12 protein-coding genes are annotated in these 17,826 nt (G+C 66.2%); 5 read left to right on the forward strand and 7 right to left on the reverse strand.

Annotated elements, in window-relative coordinates:
* Positions 1 to 87: 87 nt before the first annotated feature.
* The 4 genes from EP7_RS07670 (at position 88) to hpnE (ending at position 5,409) form a co-directional block, all read left to right on the forward strand.
* On the forward strand, positions 88 to 1,887 hold the full coding sequence (locus tag EP7_RS07670; RefSeq protein WP_463527249.1) for a pentapeptide repeat-containing protein: 1,800 nt from the start codon (positions 88 to 90) through the stop codon (positions 1,885 to 1,887).
* A gap of 185 nt (positions 1,888 to 2,072) precedes the next feature.
* Positions 2,073 to 3,023 carry a squalene synthase HpnC gene (gene hpnC, locus EP7_RS07675; RefSeq protein WP_463527250.1) on the forward strand — a complete coding sequence of 317 codons (951 nt, stop codon included), beginning with the start codon at positions 2,073 to 2,075 and terminating at the stop codon, positions 3,021 to 3,023.
* The gene (locus tag EP7_RS07680; protein ID WP_463527251.1) at positions 3,020 to 3,928 is read left to right on the forward strand and encodes a phytoene/squalene synthase family protein; all 909 of its coding nucleotides are present in this window, start codon (positions 3,020 to 3,022) and stop codon (positions 3,926 to 3,928) included. The genes hpnC and EP7_RS07680 overlap by 4 nt, the downstream gene beginning before the upstream one ends.
* On the forward strand, positions 3,922 to 5,409 hold the full coding sequence (gene hpnE / locus EP7_RS07685; protein WP_463527252.1) for a hydroxysqualene dehydroxylase HpnE: 1,488 nt from the start codon (positions 3,922 to 3,924) through the stop codon (positions 5,407 to 5,409). The genes EP7_RS07680 and hpnE overlap by 7 nt, the downstream gene beginning before the upstream one ends.
* A gap of 84 nt (positions 5,410 to 5,493) precedes the next feature.
* On the opposite strand, the gene EP7_RS07690 is transcribed toward hpnE, so the two are convergent.
* From EP7_RS07690 to EP7_RS07710, 5 genes are all read right to left on the reverse strand, one after another.
* Complete coding sequence (locus EP7_RS07690; protein WP_463527253.1) at positions 5,494 to 7,272, reverse strand: ABC transporter permease subunit; 1,779 nt, start codon at positions 7,270 to 7,272, stop codon at positions 5,494 to 5,496.
* 52 nt (positions 7,273 to 7,324) lie between these two features.
* Positions 7,325 to 9,124 carry an ABC transporter permease gene (locus EP7_RS07695; protein WP_463527254.1) on the reverse strand — a complete coding sequence of 600 codons (1,800 nt, stop codon included), beginning with the start codon at positions 9,122 to 9,124 and terminating at the stop codon, positions 7,325 to 7,327.
* A gap of 156 nt (positions 9,125 to 9,280) precedes the next feature.
* Positions 9,281 to 9,955 (reverse strand): DUF429 domain-containing protein, encoded by a 675-nt coding sequence (locus EP7_RS07700; RefSeq protein ID WP_463527255.1) that lies wholly within the window; start codon positions 9,953 to 9,955, stop codon positions 9,281 to 9,283.
* Between the two features lie 20 nt (positions 9,956 to 9,975).
* A complete protein-coding gene (locus EP7_RS07705) occupies positions 9,976 to 11,331 on the reverse strand; it encodes a replication-associated recombination protein A (RefSeq protein ID WP_463527256.1) in 1,356 nt (451 codons plus the stop codon).
* 54 nt (positions 11,332 to 11,385) lie between these two features.
* Positions 11,386 to 11,601: a hypothetical protein gene (locus tag EP7_RS07710; RefSeq protein ID WP_463527257.1), complete on the reverse strand. Its 216-nt coding sequence runs from the start codon at positions 11,599 to 11,601 to the stop codon at positions 11,386 to 11,388.
* Between the two features lie 210 nt (positions 11,602 to 11,811).
* Between EP7_RS07710 and EP7_RS07715 the strand changes: the two genes are divergently transcribed.
* Positions 11,812 to 13,062, forward strand: a complete 1,251-nt coding sequence (locus tag EP7_RS07715) for a PP2C family protein-serine/threonine phosphatase (RefSeq protein ID WP_463527258.1) — start codon at positions 11,812 to 11,814, stop codon at positions 13,060 to 13,062.
* A 23-nt stretch (positions 13,063 to 13,085) separates the two neighbouring features.
* On the opposite strand, the gene EP7_RS07720 is transcribed toward EP7_RS07715, so the two are convergent.
* Together EP7_RS07720 and EP7_RS07725 are read right to left on the reverse strand one after the other, a co-directional pair.
* On the reverse strand, positions 13,086 to 14,552 hold the full coding sequence (locus EP7_RS07720; protein WP_463527259.1) for a DUF1501 domain-containing protein: 1,467 nt from the start codon (positions 14,550 to 14,552) through the stop codon (positions 13,086 to 13,088).
* A 4-nt stretch (positions 14,553 to 14,556) separates the two neighbouring features.
* The gene (locus tag EP7_RS07725; protein WP_463527260.1) at positions 14,557 to 17,661 is read right to left on the reverse strand and encodes a PSD1 and planctomycete cytochrome C domain-containing protein; all 3,105 of its coding nucleotides are present in this window, start codon (positions 17,659 to 17,661) and stop codon (positions 14,557 to 14,559) included.
* Positions 17,662 to 17,826 lie beyond the last annotated feature (165 nt).

Consider the following 17,826-nt stretch of genomic DNA (forward strand, 5'->3'; position numbering starts at 1 on the left):
GGCGAACAATCCCGCTCGGTCACCGAACCCGCGTGCACCCGACGAATCGTCGGTGCTCGACCGTCGCCGTCCGGCAGGGAGGCATCGTTGTCCGACGTCCAGCAGGACCGGCTCACATCCACGCCTCGCCGGAGGCCTACGGCCGAGACCCTCAATTCGGCTCTGGAAGACCACCAGGCCTGGCTCAACGCCGGCGGGGCCGACGGCCAGCGTGCCGACCTCTCCGGCCTCGACCTGAGCCGCCTGGACTTGCGGGGCGTTGACCTGCGCGGTGCGAATCTCTCTCAGGCGGACCTGACCGATACCAACCTGCGCGACGCGCAGCTCCAGAATGCCGACCTGAGCGACGTCCGGGGCCTACTCAGCAGCCAGGTTGGCGGGGCGAACCTTTCAGGCGCCCTGCTCCCCGAGTCGGTCCTCAAATTCGAGAATCTCGCAGGTGCGGCCGAGTCGTCTCGCGGCGCCCAGGGCCTCTTCACCTCGATTTTGCTGGCCTGCGCCTACACCTGGATCACGCTCGGCTCGACCACCGACACCCAGCTCGTCAACAAGGCGGCCCTGGCCTCGTCCAAGCTACCGATCCTGGGCATCGATATCCCGCTCGTCCGCTTCTACATGGCCGCGCCCATCCTCCTGCTCTGCCTTTACGTCTACTTTCACCTGGGGTTGCAGCGACTCTGGGAGGATCTCTCCGAGCTCCCCGCCGTCTTCCCCGATGGCCGTTCGCTCGACAAGAAGGCCCCGCCCTGGCTGCTCAACAGCCTGGTTCGGCCGAACTTCATCAGGCTCCGCGACGACCGACCTCAGCTCTCTCGCTGGCAGGCGTTTATCTCGGTCGCGCTGGCCTGGGGGCTCGTCCCGATCACGCTCCTGTTTCTCTGGGCTCGGTTTCTCCGGTGCCACGACCTGACCGTCTCGGGCATTCACGTCCTGATGCTCGCGGGAGCCATCGGTGCGGCGGTCGGATTCCATCGACTGACGATCAACACCCTTCGCGGAATGGGTCGCCGCAAGTTCTCCTGGCGTAAGAGCTGGCAGGATGCCCGGTTGCAGTTCATCCTCAATAGCGCACTTTCGCTCGTCATCCTCGGCCTGCTCACCTTCGGGGCCATCCTCGGCGTCAATCCAGACTCAGAGGGCCGGGGTGTCGTCGTTCCGAGTTGGTCCGAGAAGCCGCTCGATGTTCGCCACTGGGCCCCCCGGTTCTTCTCCTTCATCGGATACAGCACCTTCGCCCACCTCGACGGCACCGACCTCTCCGTCAAACCCCTCAACTGGAATGGGGAGAAGGCCACCCCTCAGGAGTTGGGGGAGGTCAAAGGGGCCGATCTCGGCGGCTCGAACATCCGCTACGGCAACGTCTTCGGCGCCTTCCTGGTCAACGCCTACCTCAAAGAGGTGAAGGCAGAAGGTTGCGACATGAGGGAATCGGACCTCCGACGTGCTGACCTGCGTGAGGCCCGACTCGTCGGCGTGAACTTCCGCTCGGCCGACCTCCGAGGGGCCGACCTCCGCTGGGCCGACCTCACCGGGGCCAGGCTCAAGGAGGCCAAGCTCGAGGGTGCGACACTGAATTCGGCCGACCTCACCAATGCCTGCCTCGACGATGCCAGGCTCGCCTCATCGAACGAGCAGGGGATCAAGCCGACCTCCTTGCGTGAGGCCAACCTCCACGGCGCCTCGCTCGTGAATGCTGATCTCCGCGGGGTCGACCTCCGAGGTGCCAACCTCGCCGATGCGATCCTCACCGGCGTGAATTTCAAAGGCGCCAACCTCGTCGATGTCATCGGCCTGACTCGCAAGCAGGTTGAGGTCAGCATCCGCGACGACACGACCAAGCTTCCGGCCTCACTCTCGCCTCTGGCAACTAACGTCAAATCGCCTTGATTGCCCGTTAAATTGCCCGCGTTTCCCCCAGTTTGAACTTGCGAATTCAGCTTCGTCACCCCGACCTGCGAATTCGCACCAGATGACCCCGGACGGTCCCGCGTCGTGGTAGACGCCGGGGTACGCCGGGGATACCATCGTCCGATCGACTCTCGCAAGCCCTCCCTACTCCCCGGCGCCGCTTAATGACGTTCGCCGACGATTTAGCCCTCTTCGGGCCCGATTCGCGCGCCCGCATCTCGCCGCCCGAGGCGGTCGCCTATTGCGCCGACCTCACCGCGCGGCATTATGAGAACTTCAGCGTCGTCACCTGGCTGACCCCGCGCGACCTTCGCCCCGCATTCCAGTCGATCTACGCCTTCTGCCGCTGGTCCGATGACCTGGGTGACGAGGTCGGCGATCGCGCCCGCTCCACCGAACTACTCGCCTGGTGGCGGGATCAGCTTCGGTCCATGTTCGAGGGCGAGCCGCCGACCCACCCGGTGATGATGGCCCTGGCCCCGACCGTCGCCGAATACGCCATCCCCATCGCCCCGTTCGAGGCCCTGATCTCGGCGTTTGAGCAAGATCAGACCCTCGTCGAATACCAGACCTTCGATCAGTTGCTCGACTATTGCGAACGCTCGGCCAACCCGGTCGGCCATCTCGTGCTCTATCTTGCGCGGGCGTATGACGCCGAGAATGCAGGGCTCTCCGACCTCACCTGCACCGGCCTGCAACTGGCCAACTTCTGGCAGGATGTGGCCCGAGACCTCGACATCGGCCGGATCTACTTGCCCGCCGAGGATCGGCGACGCTTCGGCTACGACGACGCCGACTTGCACGCTCGCCGGTTCAACCCCGCCTTCGCCCGCCTCCTCCAATTCGAGGTCGACCGGGCCCGCAGCCTTCTGGTTCGCGGTCAGGAACTGGTGGGACGCATGCCCAGGCCCCTGGACGTGGACGTGGACCTCTTCGGCCGAGGCGGCCTCGCCATCCTCGACCGGATCGAGGCACAAGGATATGACGTCCTGACCAGTCGCCCTTCGCTGGGGAAGGGGGCCAAGGTCGCCCTGGTGCTCAAGGCCCTCGTGGCCGGCCGGTTGCGGAAACCGGGGAGACGCCCGATCCCCGTCGGCGCGGGGACCAGATCATGACCGAGTCGCAGATGAAGGCCAGCCGGCGATTCTGCTGCAAGGTGGCCCGCCGCGAGGCACGCAACTTCTACATCAGCTTCCTGCTGCTCCCCCCCGAGCGGCGGCGGTCGATGTGCGCCCTGTATGCGTTCATGCGTCGGACCGACGACATCGCCGACTCCCCCGGACCCGAGGCCGGCCGTCGGGCCGCGCTCGATGCCTGGCGGATCGAGCTGGACGATGCCCTCGACGGCCGGATTCCCGCGGGAAGCTGGCCCGGCATGCCCGCGCTGGCCGAGACCGTGCACCGGCACGCGATCCCCGGATCGCTGTTTCACGACGTCATCGACGGCGTGGCGATGGACCTCGACCCCCAGCCGTTCGCCAACTTCGACGACCTCCGCGGGTACTGCTACCGGGTCGCCTCGGCGGTCGGCCTCTGTTGCTTGCATATCTGGGGCTACCAATCCGATGGCGGACGGGCCGAGTCGATGGCCGACTCCTGCGGCGTGGCGCTTCAACTGACGAACATCATCCGCGACGTACGAGAAGACGCGCTGAACGGCCGGGTCTATCTGCCTACCGCCGAGATGATTCGCTTCGGCGTGACCCTCGACGAACTCAAGGCCGCGAGCCCGAGCGCCAATCTCCGCGACCTTCTCGAATTCCAGGCGAATCGGGCGTATGAGTTCTACCGGGCGGCCGAGCCCCTCATCGAGCTGGTCGACCCGGTCGGCCGGCCGGTTCTCGCGTCGATCTCGGGCATCTATCGCTCGCTCCTCGACGAGATCGTGACACGGGATTACGACGTCATCTCCAGCCGGGTCTCGATCCCCGCCTGGCGCAAGGCCTGGATCGCCACCCGGTCGCTGTCGGCGCGATTCATCAGCCATGCGTCGATCCCCACGGAAGCACCCCGGTGCTGACGAACTCGCCGCGTCCGCGCATCCTCATCGTGGGGGGCGGACTCGCGGGCTTGGCCTCGGCCGTGTCGCTCGCCAATCGCGGACTCGACATCACCCTGGTCGAGTCTCGCCCCAGGCTGGGCGGGCGAGCCAGCTCATTCGTTGACCCCGCTACCGGCGAGCTGGTCGACAACTGCCAGCACGTAAGCATGACCTGTTGCACGAATCTGGCCGACTTCTGCCGCCGGGTCGGCACAGCCGACCTCTTCAAGCTCGTCCCCGAGATCACCTTCGTCGGCCACGACGGCGCGCTTTCCCGGCTCTCCTCGGGCCCGCTGCCCGCCCCGATCCACCTCTCCGGCAGCTTCCTTCGCACGCGATATCTCCGGATCGACGACAAGCTGCGGGTCGGCTATGGCCTGGCGAGACTCGCGCTTGACCGATCAACGCCCGCCGACACTTCGTTTGCAGACTGGCTGCTGGACCACGGCCAGACGACCCGGACGATCAACCTGTACTGGGCCACCGTCCTCGTCTCAGCGCTCAATGAGCGGCTGGAGCAGATGGATTTCGGCCATGCACGCAAGGTCTTCGTCGACGGCTTCCTTCGCAACAGGGACGGTTACCAGGTCGAGATCCCCACGGTCCCCCTCGGCGATCTTTACGGCACCCGGCTCGAATCCTGGCTGGCCGACAACCGCGTCCAAGTCCGACTCAAAACCGGCATCCGCTCGATCGATGCCGACCCCGCTGGCCCGATTCAAGGCGTCACGCTCCGCTCCGGCGAGACGATCGCAGCCGACCGCATCATCCTCGCCGTGCCGTTCGACCGCATCCTCGGCTTGCTGGACGACCCTCTCCGCGGCCGTCTTCCCTCGCTCGACGGGGTCGATCGACTCGAATCCTCACCAATCACCGGGATCCATCTCTGGTTCGACCACGGCGTCTTCCCTCTGAATCATGCAACCCTCCCGGGCGGCCTGGTCCACTGGGTCTTCAACCACTCATCGGACCGTCAGGACGAAGCCGAGGGCCAGTACCTCCAGCTCGTCATCAGCGCCTCATATGATCTCGTCCCTCTGAGCAACGACGCCATCCTCGACCTCGCGCTCGCCGATCTATCCGTTCATTGGCCCGGAATCCGCAGGGAAGGTCTCCGCCGCTGGCGGGTCGTCACCGAGCACGGCGCCACCTTCGCAGTCCGGCCGGGCGTCGACTCCTTCCGCCCCGACCAGCGTACCGAAGTGGCGGGACTCTACCTTGCCGGCGACTGGACCAGGACGGGATGGCCCGCCACGATGGAAGGGGCCGTGCGCAGCGGCTACCTCGCGGCCGAAGCGGTCCTCACCGACCTCGGTACGCCCGAGCACCTCGTCCGGCCCGATCTCCCCGCCTCGTGGCTCAGCCGCCTGCTCATCCCAGGCCTCACGCCCAATTCGCCGGCCGCACCGGGGCCAGGCTCTGCACGCGGCCCGACCGGCCGAGCCACAAACGACCCATGACGCCAATGCATGCCGAGTTATCTTGGAATCCCCGCGTCGAATCAGGGGAGCCTGCGGATCGTCACGAACGATCGGCGCCCGCCTTCAGAATCGCCGTGGCCGTTCGACGAACTCATCGAAACGCGCGTGGGATAGGCCGAACATCAACGCGGCTCCCGCCCCGTACCATAGGCTCCCCAGGACGCTGGCGAAGATGAGCTCGCCGAAATCTCGCCGATAAGTAAAAGCCGATCCGTTCCACATCTGAGTGTATTCCGTGGGCGTCAGCAGGGCCAACGCAACCAGGAACGGCCCGAATCCGGCGAAGAGTTCCATGCGCTCGTTCCTCATCATCGGGACGATGCAAAACAGGTAAGCCCCGTTCAGGAAGATCATCGTCCCGACCGTCGCCGCCAGGGCCCTGGCCGATGACTTCATCGTCAGCGAGAAGTAGACGCCGAGCGTCACCGCGAACGCGGTGAAGAGGCACAACTCCAGGAACGCGACGGCGGCCCCGAATGGGTGCACGGAGCCTACGGCCAGGCCGATGGCCCAGTAGACCATCATGAGCAGGGGGATCGGGAGGAGGCTCCAGATCGAACCCACGAGCTTGGCCCTCAGAACCTCGTGCGGATCGAGCGTCGAGGCCATCAGGCTGATCCACGTGTCGCCCTCGCGCTCCGACGTGATCGAGGCTGACGCGGCCGCCGCCACGGCCAGCAGCCAGCCCGCCGTGACGAAACCAGTCAGCACGCGCACGTACACATTGAAGTTATGCCTGGCCCCTCTCACCCCTCCATCCGAACCGAGAAAGTAGGCTTCGAGGGCGGCGTTCCTGATGAGTTCAATCGACGTAGCGATGATCGCGCCGATAATTCCCAGCGACACGAGCAGGATCAGGCCCTTGGTCAGGCCGCTGGTCCGGGCGACGAAACGCTCCTTCCAGAGCATCGCGTCGTCTCCGCACGCCGGCCTCGGCAACAACCGCCTGGCCCTCGCCATGTTCTTCGCCAGTGATCCGACCCTCGAAGGTCCCCCTTCCTTTCGGAACCCCGGACGCAATCGCAGGACCGCCAGCAGCACGAAGACCGACCCGTAAACGATCTGGAGGCCAACCATCCAGGCCAACGTCTCAACATATTGCCCCATGCTCGCGCGGAAGCTCATGTTGAGGAACGAAATCGGACTGATCACGCGGATCCAGTCATTGATGGGTCGGCACCACTCGTAGACCCAATCCCAGGGCCAGGCCAGCAATGCCCTCATCTGCTCGATCATCGGCGGCATCACGAGGCCGACGATCGCGAGCATGTACGCCACGGAGACCGCCTCGCGGGGGCTCCTTGACGTGGTGGAGACGAGGATCGAGAGCCCGCCGAGGAAGTAGGCCAGCGAGAGACTGAGGGCCGCCGAGAGGGCGACCAGTCGCGGGTCGATCCCGCCGAAGAGCGTCAGCAGGCTCATGACGGGAAGGCCCAGCGCCACGAAGACGGCGATGTGCAGGAGGCGGGCGAACAGCTTGCCCAGGACGATCTCTCCGCTGGAGAGCTGGCTGGCCAGTAAATAGTGCAAGGTTTTACGTCGGCGTTCATCGGCGATCACCCCGGCCACCATCGCAGGGGTCAGGAAGACGATCGCGAGGATCTGGACGACGAGGATTGAGGAGAAGATATTGTAAGCATACGTGCTCATTTCTGCGATCGTCATCTCGGACGTATCGCCCCCGGGCATCATCGTCCCGAAGCGGCGCGCGTTGCTCATCGAGTTATAAGCCTGACCGACGACCCAGAGAAGGATCAGCACGTAAAACGCGCGAAGCGCGAAATAGCGGGTCCGGCGGGCGCCCGTGATCAGTTCGATCCGGAAGACAGGTCCAGGCCCCATGCCGCTCGCCTCCTCACAATCGTGCCGTTCGGATCGAGAGACACGCCGAGACTCAGGGGATGAACTCAATTCCATCCTCGTCGGCAGGCTTGAGCATCCGCATCCGCCGGGCATGGTCGGAAGGGCCGAGATCTCCGCGTTCCTCTTCCAGCGTACGAACCGACGAAACCCAGAGGAGGTAAGCCGCCACGCCGTACCCGGCCCAACCGACGAACCCCGCGACGAATCCCATTCCGTCGAATGCGTCGAACAGCGTGGGCAATTCCGACGAGCTAAACAGGCTGCCGCCCATCGCGACCAGCGGAGAAGCGGCCAGCATCCAGGCTGTGGCCATGATCAAGGGCGAGCAGCAAAAGATGCCGATGCTCAGCATGAGCATGATTCCCACCGCGAACGCCTGGGCCCGCCATGTCGTCCGACTCTTCAATGAGAGGAACAGACCGAGCGATGCCGAGAACGCGGCATAGACCAGGATGAGCAGCGTGAAGAGGATGACACCCAGGGGGTGCAAGGTCCCGAACCCACTCCCGATGGCGACGAGCAAGACGAGCACGAGAGCGGGGATCCATGCCCCGGCGAGTGCGCCGGCCGCCTTTCCCGCCAGGATTTCGCGAGAACTGAGATCCGTCGCGATGAGGCTGAGCCAGGTATCCCCCTCTTTCTCCGACGTGATCGAGGAAGAGGCGGCACTGGCGACGGAGAGCATCAGAATGGCTCCCCACGCCGTCGCAAACGCCCGTATGCCCATCGTCAATGCGAAGTCGGGCCCAAACATTTGCGGTCCGGGGGGCGGATTCTGGCTCCACTGCTGGAAGACGACCGCCGCGAGATTGAACACGGTGATCCCCGTGAACGCGAGCATCATGACGCCGAGCAAGAGGACCAACAAACGGGCCACACCGCGGGTGTGGGCATGCCTCTCCTTCCAGACCATGGGCCAGTTGCCCACGGCCCTGGCGCGACGGAATCGGGCCGGGATCGGCAGCCTCCAGCGGCCATTCTCGACGGGCGATTGCGACTCTCTGCGGCGGAATGCAGGGCGGAGTTGGAACACCGCCAGCGTCGTGAACACCAGACCCAGGGCCAACTGCAACCCGACCATCAACCACAAGGCCCCGAAGAAGGCGGACGATTTCCCCTGATAGAGATCCCCGAATCGCGAGAAGACCGCGGACGGATTGATGGCCCATAGGGCTTCGGACACTATACCCAGGGCGACCAGCAGGGGGGGCCAGGCGAAATCCGAGATCATCCACATCAGCCAGGCGACGCACGCCGATCCGAGGAGCCAGATCGCCTCGATCGCATACGAGATGAGGACCGCGTCGCGCACCCGCCTCGCCAGGGTTGAGGCCAGGAGCGAGATCGAAGCCAGGAAGAATCCGGTCGCCGCCGACCCCACGATCAGGGCCATCTCCAGCCACGGGTCGACGCCCCCCGCCAGGCTGAGGATCGCCAGGATGGGGACGATGATCGCGATGAAGATGAAGATGTGGAGCAGCCGCGCCAGCATCTTCCCCAGGACGATTTCCGAGCTTGGCAGCGGCGTGGCGAGCACGAAATGGAGCGTCTTGCGCTGGGTCTCATCGGCGATTACACCGGCGACCAGGACCGGGGTCAGCCCCAGAACGGTGATGATCTCGACATAGGCGACCATCCCGAAGGTCGCCAGGCCGACCGCCGCGATCTCCTGAAAGGACATCTCAGCCCCATCCATCATCCGGCGGTACTGGCCGAACCACATCAGCATGAAGCCGAGGATGGCGGTGGCGTAGACCGTCCGGAAGACGTAGTAACGCCTTCGTCGTGCGGTCGTCAGCAGTTCCATCGCGAAGACAGGACCGGGGAGCATCTGCGCTGAACCTCCGCCGGCATTGATGGATCAACGAGCGATGCACTCACGTCGGGTGCCCGTCGTCGGATACCTCGAATGGACGCGCCTCTCTGGCGTCTGGAAATTCCAGGTTCGGCGAGACCCATGGCACCGCATGAGGGCATGATGACCGGTTCAGCGCGTCGTGGGAAGGGGGAGCTTTCGAGGGTCGGGGATGACCATCAGGCCCTCGTCGGCGATCCCCACGGTGCAGGTCTGCCGCTGCCGCCACATCAAGGCCGTGAGGGCGCAGACGACGGCATCGATCTGGTGTTCCGAGGCCCGGGGGTGATTCAGGCCGGGGACCAGCGGCTTCAAGGCTCGATGGATCTTCCGGCGTCCTAGCTTTGTCTTCTTCGCCTGCCAGGGGAGGCCCAGCAGCTTGAGCGTGGCGAACGGGTAGACCTCCAGGGGGTCGAAGCCACGTTCGCGGAGTGACGCGTCGAGGATTGCACCCCGGCGTGCCAGCACCTTGATGAGCGCGGTGGCCAGAGTGGGCACGCCCATCCGTCCGAGTTCGCGTTCCAGGGCCCTGCTGCGCGTACCCGGGTCGACCCGACATCGGCAGTCGTCTTCGAGGCAGCAACGACCCGCCGGTCGAGTCAGCGGTGCGTTGATCGCGATCGTTCCGCGGCGCCCCGCCCGGCTCGCGAGTTCGAGAATCTCGTCGTCGGTCGAAGCCGCGACGAGGAGGTCCAGCCGGCCATCCCGCAAGATCGCCACGCCGGTCTCGCGGTGCGGCACTCCGGCCAGGTCGATGCCGACGCAGATGCCCGGCACCCTGGGTCTCATCCGCGTGCGTGCGACCATCGCCTGCGACCCTCACAAGGTCAAACTGCGTCGTCATCCAACGGTGACTGTTCGTAGTAGACGTGCCCTTCCAGGGTTTCCGGGCGACAGGCCATCTCGCCACGCGCGGCGGGGTCGTCGTGGGCGTACCGATATCCCTGGCCGTACCCCTGCGCCTTCATCAGGTTTGTCACCGCGTTGCGCAAGTGCTTGGGAACCGGCTCGCTTGCCGTCGCGGAGGCGTCCTCGGCGGCGGCCTGGTAGGCTCGCTTGATCGCGTTCGACTTGGGGGCGCCGGCCAGGTAGATGGTCGCCTGCGAGAGCGGATAGAGGCCCTCTGGCAGGCCGATGAGCTGCACGATTTGCGCCGCCGAAGCCGCCTGCACCATCGCCTGAGGATCGGCCATGCCGATGTCTTCCGAGGCCAGGATACAGAGCCTACGCGCGATGAAGACGGGGTCGGCCCCCCCTTCGATCAGGCGGGCGAGCCAGTACAGGCCGGCATCGACGTCCGAATTGCGCAGCGATTTAATGAGCGCGGAGGCGAGGTTGTAATGCTCCTCGCCCCCCTTGTCGTACGCGTAGCGGGCGCGGCCCATCGCCTCGATGAGCGTGGCCTCGCTCATGCGACGCGTGCCGTCCTCATCCGGAGGAGTCGCCCGGACGGCGGCCTCCAGCGAGGTGAGTGCTGAACGCGCATCGCCGCCGGAGCCCGCCGCAAGTCGGCCGATCAGGCCTTCCGCCATCTCGGGCGAGAGGTCCGCGAGGCCTCGGGCAGCGTCTGCGAGTGCCCGGCGAATCAGGGCGGCGATGTCGTCGGGGCTCAGGGGGTTGAGGACCATGACCCGGCAGCGGGAGAGAAGCGCACCGATGACCTCGAACGAGGGGTTCTCGGTCGTCGCTCCCAGCAGTGTGACGGTCCCATCCTCCACCGCGGGCAGGAGTGCGTCTTGCTGGGCCTTGTTGAACCGATGGATCTCGTCGATGAAGAGGATCGTCCGCTGGCCGCGGCGCCTGGCGTCGGCCGCCTCGCCGATGGCCTGGCGCAGGTCCTTGACCCCGGCCAGGACGGCCGAGATGGCCGCCAACCTCGCCCCGGCGTGGGCCGCCAGCAGCCGGGCCAGGGTCGTCTTGCCGGTCCCCGGCGGTCCCCAGAAGATCAAGGAGGGGGGGAGCGAGCCGCGTTCGAAGAGGCGGCGGAAGGCCCGGCCCTCGCCGACGAGATGTCCCTGGCCGACGTACTCCGACAGCGACCTCGGTCGCATCCGGTCGGCCAGCGGGGCCTCGCCCGGGTCGCCGTCGCCCGGGGCCGTGGCGTACGGCTCGCCCGCGGTGTGGCCCCTCGGCTCGGGCTCATCCGGGTCGCCGAAGAGATTCCTGTGGATCGTCCTGGCCATCCGCGTCTCGCCCTCCATCCTGGCGTGGCGTTGCAGGCCAGATTGTCGCAAGTCTCAACCGGCGTGGACAGGTGAAGCAGCGTCCGGCTCGGCCTGACCCGGTTCGGGGAAGAGGGGGAGATCCCTGGACGCCCGAATGGAGAGTGCCTTGAGCTTCCGACCCAGCCTTGCGCTGACGCCGGCGTGCGCGGCCTGGCTCTGGAGGAGGTGATACAGCTTGGGCCCCGCGACCGGGCCATACTTCGACGCATAGCTGGACAACCGCCGCATTCGTCGTCTCCAAATCAGCCCCATTCGTCGACCGTTTTCCACCCCTATTCTACGACCAAAGATCGCCGCAAGTTCGTTTGGCACCAACAGATTTCGTCGATTTTTCCCTTCCTTGAAAGTCAGGCCCCCGTTCACGGGCATGGGTGTGACGGTATAGTCTCAACAAGGCCCGACCGCGTCCAACCGACCGAGATCCTGGAGCTGCGTTTGATGGCGACCGCGTCGAACTCTCTGCTGGTGGTCGACGATGACGAGAACAACCGCGACATGCTCTCGCGCAGGCTCGCCCGGCGTGGCTATGACGTGACCTGCGCCGTCGACGGCCAGCAGGCCCTCGAGATGATCGCCGCGCGTCCGTTCGACCTGATCCTGCTCGACGTGATGATGCCGGGCATCAGCGGCTTCGAGGTGCTGAAGATCCTCCGCGAGACGTACTCGGTCACCGACCTGCCGGTCATCATGGCGACCGCCAAGGACCAGAGCGACGACATCGTCGCCGCGTTCCAGGCGGGGGCGAACGACTACGTCACCAAGCCGCTCGACTTCCCGGTGGTGACCGCGCGGGTGCAGACGCAGCTCGCCTTGAAGAATGCGGTCGACCAGGTGCTGGAACTGGAGAAGCACCTCAGCGAGCGGAATCGCGAGCTTGAGCAGGTCAATGGCAAGCTGGCGACGACCAATGCGAGGATGGAGAAGGACCTGAGATCGGCCGCGAGGATCCAGGAGTCGACCCTGCCCCGTTCGGTCCCCAAGGCGCCCGAGGCCGAGTTCGCCTGGCACTTCCGCCCCTGTGACGAGCTTGCCGGCGACGGCCTGAACGTCTTCAGGCTGGATAAACACCTGATCGGGCTCTATGTCCTCGACGTGAGCGGGCACGGGGTCGCGTCGTCCCTGCTGTCGGTGGCCCTTTCACGACTGCTGACGCCGATCATCGACCCGACGGCCCTTCTGCGACAGCCGGTGGAAGGTTCGGACGAGTTCCGCGTGGTGCCGCCCGCCGAGGTGGCCGACCAGCTCAACCGGCGGTTCAGCTTCGACGACACGACCGAGCAGTATTTCACGATCCTCTACGGCATCCTCGACCTATCCACGGGTCTGCTGAAGTATGCCTGCGCCGGTCATCCGGGGCTGGCCCTGCTGCCGGCCGATGGGACGCCTCGGATCCTAGAGACGCCAGGTTTCCCGATCGGATTCTCCGAGGAGGGCTACCCCGAGCACACGGTGCAGATGCACCCCGGGGATCGAGTGTTGCTCTACTCCGACGGAGTGAACGAGGCCATGGCCCCGGGCAACGAGCAGTTCGGCGGCGGCCGGATCCTGGAGTCGATGTCCAGGGCCAGGCAAGAGCCGCTCCAGCAGAGCCTGCTCAGCCTGATGAGCGACGTCGAGACCTGGGTGGCCGGCGCCAGCCTTCGTGATGACATCTCGATGCTGGCCGTCGAGTACAAGGGGCCCGCCTGACCTACGGGCCCCCGAGCGGCGACTCAGGCGAGCAGGGGTTGGACCACCTTGCCGCTGATGTCGGTGAGGCGGAAGTCTCGGCCCTGGAACCGGAACGTCAGCTTGGTGTGATCCACACCGAGAAGGTGGAGCACCGTCGCCTGGAAGTCGTGGACGTGGACGCCGTCCTTGACGACGTTGTAGGCGAAGTCGTCGGTCTCGCCGTGCGTGATGCCGGGCTTGATCCCACCTCCGGCCATCCAGATGGAGAAGCAGCGGGGATGATGGTCGCGGCCGAACTTCTCGGCCGTGATGGCCCCCTGGCTGTAAGCGGTCCGGCCGAACTCGCCTCCCCAGATGACGAGCGTCTCATCCAGAAGACCCAGGCGCTTGAGGTCCTTGATGAGGGCGGCGGCGGGCCGGTCGGTGGCGTCGCACTGCCGCTTCAGCTCCTTGGGCAGGTCGCCGTGGTGGTCCCAGTCGCGATGGTAGAGCTGGACGAACCGGACGTCTCGCTCGGCCAGGCGACGGGCCAGAAGGCAGTTGTTGGCGAATGAGGCCTTGCCGGGTGTGGCGCCGTAAAGCTCGAGGACTTCCTTCGACTCCTGGCCGATGTCCATAAGCTCGGGGACGCTCGACTGCATCCGATAGGCCATCTCGTAGGCGCTAATGCGGGCCGCGATCTCGGGATCGCCGACGGTGTCAAGCTCGATCTGGTCGAGGTCGCGCACGCCGTCGATCAGCTTGCGTCGAGTCGCGGCGTCGATGCCCTCGGGGTTCGACACATAGAGCACCGGGTCGCCGGACGAACGGAATTGCGTCCCCTGATACTTGCTGGGGAGGAAGCCGTTGTGCCAGTAGCGCGAAAGCAGCGGCTGGCCGCCGCCGCCCGAGAGGAGCACGACGTACTCAGGAAGATTCTTATTGACGCTGCCCAGCCCATAGCTCAGCCACGAGCCGAGGGTCGGCCGGCCCGGCTGCTGGTTCCCCGAGAGCAGGAACGTGACGGCCGGGTCGTGGTTGATCGGGTCGGTGTGCATGCTGCGGACGATGGCGATGTCGTCGGCAACCTCGGCCAGCCTCGGCATCAGCTCGGTCAGCTCGGCGCCCGACTTGCCGGCCTTCACGAACTTGTTCGACGGCCCGACCATCAGGAGTTGCGACTGCCCGCTGGTCATCCCGGTGATACGCTGGCCGTTCCGCACCGAGGCGGGCAGCTCCTCGCCGGTGCGCTTGGTCAGGACCGGCTTGGGGTCATACAGGTCGATGTGGCTGGGGCCGCCCGACATGAACAGGTAGATGACCCGCTTGGCCTTGGGGGCGAAGTGCAGGTGCCCGAGCGCGCCGTCGGCCGGGAACAGGCCCGACGACGCGGCGCCTGCGCCCGCCCCGGCGAAGACGTCGCCGCCACGCAGCAGCGAGGCCAGGGCCATGGTGCCCAGGCCGGCGGTCGACCGGCCCAGGAGGGTCCGGCGAGTGATGGATCGGCTCAGCTCGTCACGCGGGTCCATTGCATCATCCCTTCGTGATCGTCTCGTCGAGATTCAGGAGCACATTGCCGATGGCCGTCCAGGCAGCAAGCTCGGCCTCGTCCATGTTCGCCGGCCGGGCCGACTCACCGATCGAGATCAGGGCCTTGGCGGCCTTGGGGTCGGCCTTGAAATGGTCGAGTTGCTCGCCGAAGACGCGGGCCAGGACTTCCATTTCGCGGGGCTTGGGCGGGCGAGCGAGGCAGAGCCTGAAGGCGTATTCCAGGCGACGCTCGGTGCCGTCGCCCCCCTCGGCGATAATCCGCTGACCCAGGGCCCGGGAGGCCTCGACGTAGGTCGGGTCGTTCATCAGCACCAGGGCCTGGAGCGGGGTGTTGGTCCGGGCCCGGCTGACGGTGCAGGTCTCGCGGTTGGGGGCGTCGAAGGCGCTCAGGCTGGGGTGTGGCAGCGACCGCTTCCAGTAGGTGTAGAGGCCGCGGCGGTTGAGGTCGGTCCCCTTGCTGGGGGTGTACTTCTGCGAGCTGAAGTCGCCGCCGAAGGAGACCTCTTCCCAGAGGCCGGGCGGCTGGTAGGGGTAGACGCTGCGTCCGCCGACGGCCGGGTTCAGCAGGCCGCTGACGGCCAGGGCGTTGTCGCGGATCGCCTCGGCGTCGAGCCGGAACCGGGGGCCTCGGGCGAGGAACCGGTTATAGGGGTCGCGCTCGAGCAGGTTGGCGTCCACCTTCGAGACCTGACGGTAGGCGGCGCTCGTCACGAGCAGGCGCTGCATGGCCTTCACGTCCCAGCCGGTGCGGATGAACTCGGTGGACAGCCAGTCGATCAGCTCGTGGTGGGTGGGCCACTCGCCCTGCGAGCCGAAGTCGTTGGCGGTCTTCACCAGGCCGGTGCCGAAGTAATGCTGCCAGTAGCGGTTGACCGTCACGCGGCTGACCAGCGGGTTGGCGGGGTCGACCAGCCAGCGGGCCAACGCCAGGCGGTCGGCCTTGACCCCGGCGGGCAGGGGGGGAAGGCTCTCGGGCACGCCGGCGACGACCTCGTCACCCTTGGACCGATAATCGCCCCGGACGAGGATGAAGGTCTTGCGCGGCTTGGGCATCTCCTCCATGACCATCGTGGTCGGGATGCTCGCCTCGAAGTCGGTCGCCGCCTTCTTCTTCGCGGCCAGGTCGGCGACGAGGGCCTTGGCTTCGGGAGAGATCTCGGCCCGGAAGTAGTCCTTCGCCGCCTTCGCCTGCTCGGGCGTACGCGTCTCGGGGGCAACCGCCAGGGCCTTCTCGACCGGCATCGGGTACAGCGGCACGATGGCGGGTGAGGGGGCCGAGGTGAGCGCCAGGCGGAATCGGCCGATTGTGTGCTGGCTGTACGGCGCCTCGAACTTCAGGCGGACCCGCAGGATCGTCCCGCCCGGGAAGCCGAACGGCTGCGAGGCGGCGACGGCCAGGTAACGCGGATCCTTGTACTGGTCGCCCTGAACGGACCACCCCGACTTGGCGTCGGCGTCGATCACCTTGACCGCCTGGAAGTTGCCCGGCTGGACGAAGTCGGCGGTGGCCGATGCGAGCGAGACGGGCTGGGCGACGTCGAGCTGGTCGGCGGGTGTCGCCTCGATTTCCAGGCCCGAGAGGACAAAGTTGCCGTTGCCCGAGCGGGAAAGGCTTTCCTTCGACAGACTCGGATCGGGCAGGGCCTCGACCCGCAGGCCGGTCAGGTCGGTGGCGTCGGTGCGAAGAACCGCCTCGTAGATGTCCCGGCTGGGGTTCTCGCCCGAGGCCAGCACCGATCCGTCGGCCTGCTTGGTCAGCGTGGCTCCGTTGCGGGAGAGGACGCTGGTGGGCTCGACCGTCTTCCAGATCGCGGCGGCCTGCTCGCGGGCGGCCTTGCGGTCGGCTTCCCACTTCACCTGGGCCGCGTCGATCTCGGGGAGGGGGCCGGCGATCCTGGCTTCCAGCGAGGCAACCTCACCCTTCAGCTCGTCCAGCCGCTTCGTCTGGGCGACGACCGGGACGGCCATGCGCGGGGCGGGCGACTCTTTGCTACCGTCCAGCCCCTTCTCCGGCACGTTGTGGAAGAAGGCGTAGAAGCGATAGAAGTCCTTCTGCGAGAACGGGTCGTACTTGTGGTCATGGCACTCGGCACATGCCAGGGTCGATCCCAGGAAGACCTGCGACGTGGTGGTCACGCGGTCGATGACGTACTTGCTCAGGTACTCATCTGGGTCGGCCCCGCCCTCGAAGTTGACCATGCCCGCGCGGTTGAATCCGGTGGCGATCTTCTGATCGACCGTCGGGTTGGGCAGCAGGTCGCCGGCCATCTGCTCGACGGTGAAGACGTCGAACGGCTTGTTCTTGTTGAAGGCGTCGATGACCCAGTCGCGGTAGAGCCAGATGTCGCGATGGTTGTCGATGTGATAGCCGTTGGTGTCGGCATACCGGGCCAGATCGAGCCAACTCTGCGCCATCCGCTCGCCGTAGCGGTCGCTGGCAAGCAGGCGGTCGACCAGCCGCTCATATGCATCGGGGGCGGAGTCGGCGAGGTAGGCGTCGACCTCGGCGATGGTCGGGGGGAGGCCGGTGAGGTCGAGCGTCAGGCGGCGGATGAGGGTCGCTCGGTCGGCTTCGGCCGCCGGGGCCAGGCTCATGTCCTCCAGTCGCTTCAGGATGAACTGATCGACCGGGTTCCTGACCCACTTGCGGCCGCGAACCTCGGGAGGCTCGCCTCGCTTCGGCGGCAGGTAGGCCCAGTGGCCGTCCCACTTGGCTCCTTGCTTGATCCAGGTCCGCAGCGTCTCGACCTGAGCCTTGGAGACGGCCTTGCCGAACTTGGGCGGCGGCATCATCTCCTCGGGGTCTTCGGAGACGAGCCGCTCGATGAGGGCGCTATCCTCGACGTTGCCCGGCACGATCACCGCGTGGCCGTCGCGGTCGCGGAACGGATCGTCCTTCAGGTCGAACCGCAAATCGGCCTTGCGCACGTTCTTGTCGGGCCCGTGGCAGGCATAGCAGTTCTCGGAGAGGATCGGCCGGACGTCTCGATTGAAGTCGATCACGGGCCCGTCGTCGGAGGCCGCCCGGAGACCGGGGCCCGAACCGAATACGACAAAAGCCATCGCGAGGATGAGCGTGCGAGTCATGGCGAGCATCCGCGGGGAAGGCGGGTCGGGCAGGAGAGACCCGTCGGGTTGCGGTGAGTCGCTCAATTCTAGGGCCTGGACGGTCGATGTGCAACAAGCGTCCATCACAGGAGCGGTCGTCCGACTGCCGAAGGGGCGGATTTTCGCGGTCGTGCCGGGCCGGTT

This window comes from Isosphaeraceae bacterium EP7 (assembly GCA_038400315.1).
GTDB lineage: Bacteria > Planctomycetota > Planctomycetia > Isosphaerales > Isosphaeraceae > EP7.

Coding starts and splice junctions, on each gene's coding strand:
- hpnC (WP_463527250.1), top strand. CDS start 2,073: ATGACGTTCGCCGACGATTTAGCCCTCTTCGGGCCCGATTCGCGCGCC.
- EP7_RS07680 (WP_463527251.1), top strand. CDS start 3,020: ATGACCGAGTCGCAGATGAAGGCCAGCCGGCGATTCTGCTGCAAGGTG.
- EP7_RS07690 (WP_463527253.1), bottom strand. CDS start 7,272: ATGGGGCCTGGACCTGTCTTCCGGATCGAACTGATCACGGGCGCCCGC.
- EP7_RS07695 (WP_463527254.1), bottom strand. CDS start 9,124: ATGCTCCCCGGTCCTGTCTTCGCGATGGAACTGCTGACGACCGCACGA.
- EP7_RS07700 (WP_463527255.1), bottom strand. CDS start 9,955: ATGGTCGCACGCACGCGGATGAGACCCAGGGTGCCGGGCATCTGCGTC.
- EP7_RS07705 (WP_463527256.1), bottom strand. CDS start 11,331: ATGGCCAGGACGATCCACAGGAATCTCTTCGGCGACCCGGATGAGCCC.
- EP7_RS07710 (WP_463527257.1), bottom strand. CDS start 11,601: ATGCGGCGGTTGTCCAGCTATGCGTCGAAGTATGGCCCGGTCGCGGGG.
- EP7_RS07715 (WP_463527258.1), top strand. CDS start 11,812: ATGGCGACCGCGTCGAACTCTCTGCTGGTGGTCGACGATGACGAGAAC.
- EP7_RS07720 (WP_463527259.1), bottom strand. CDS start 14,552: ATGGACCCGCGTGACGAGCTGAGCCGATCCATCACTCGCCGGACCCTC.
- EP7_RS07725 (WP_463527260.1), bottom strand. CDS start 17,661: ATGACTCGCACGCTCATCCTCGCGATGGCTTTTGTCGTATTCGGTTCG.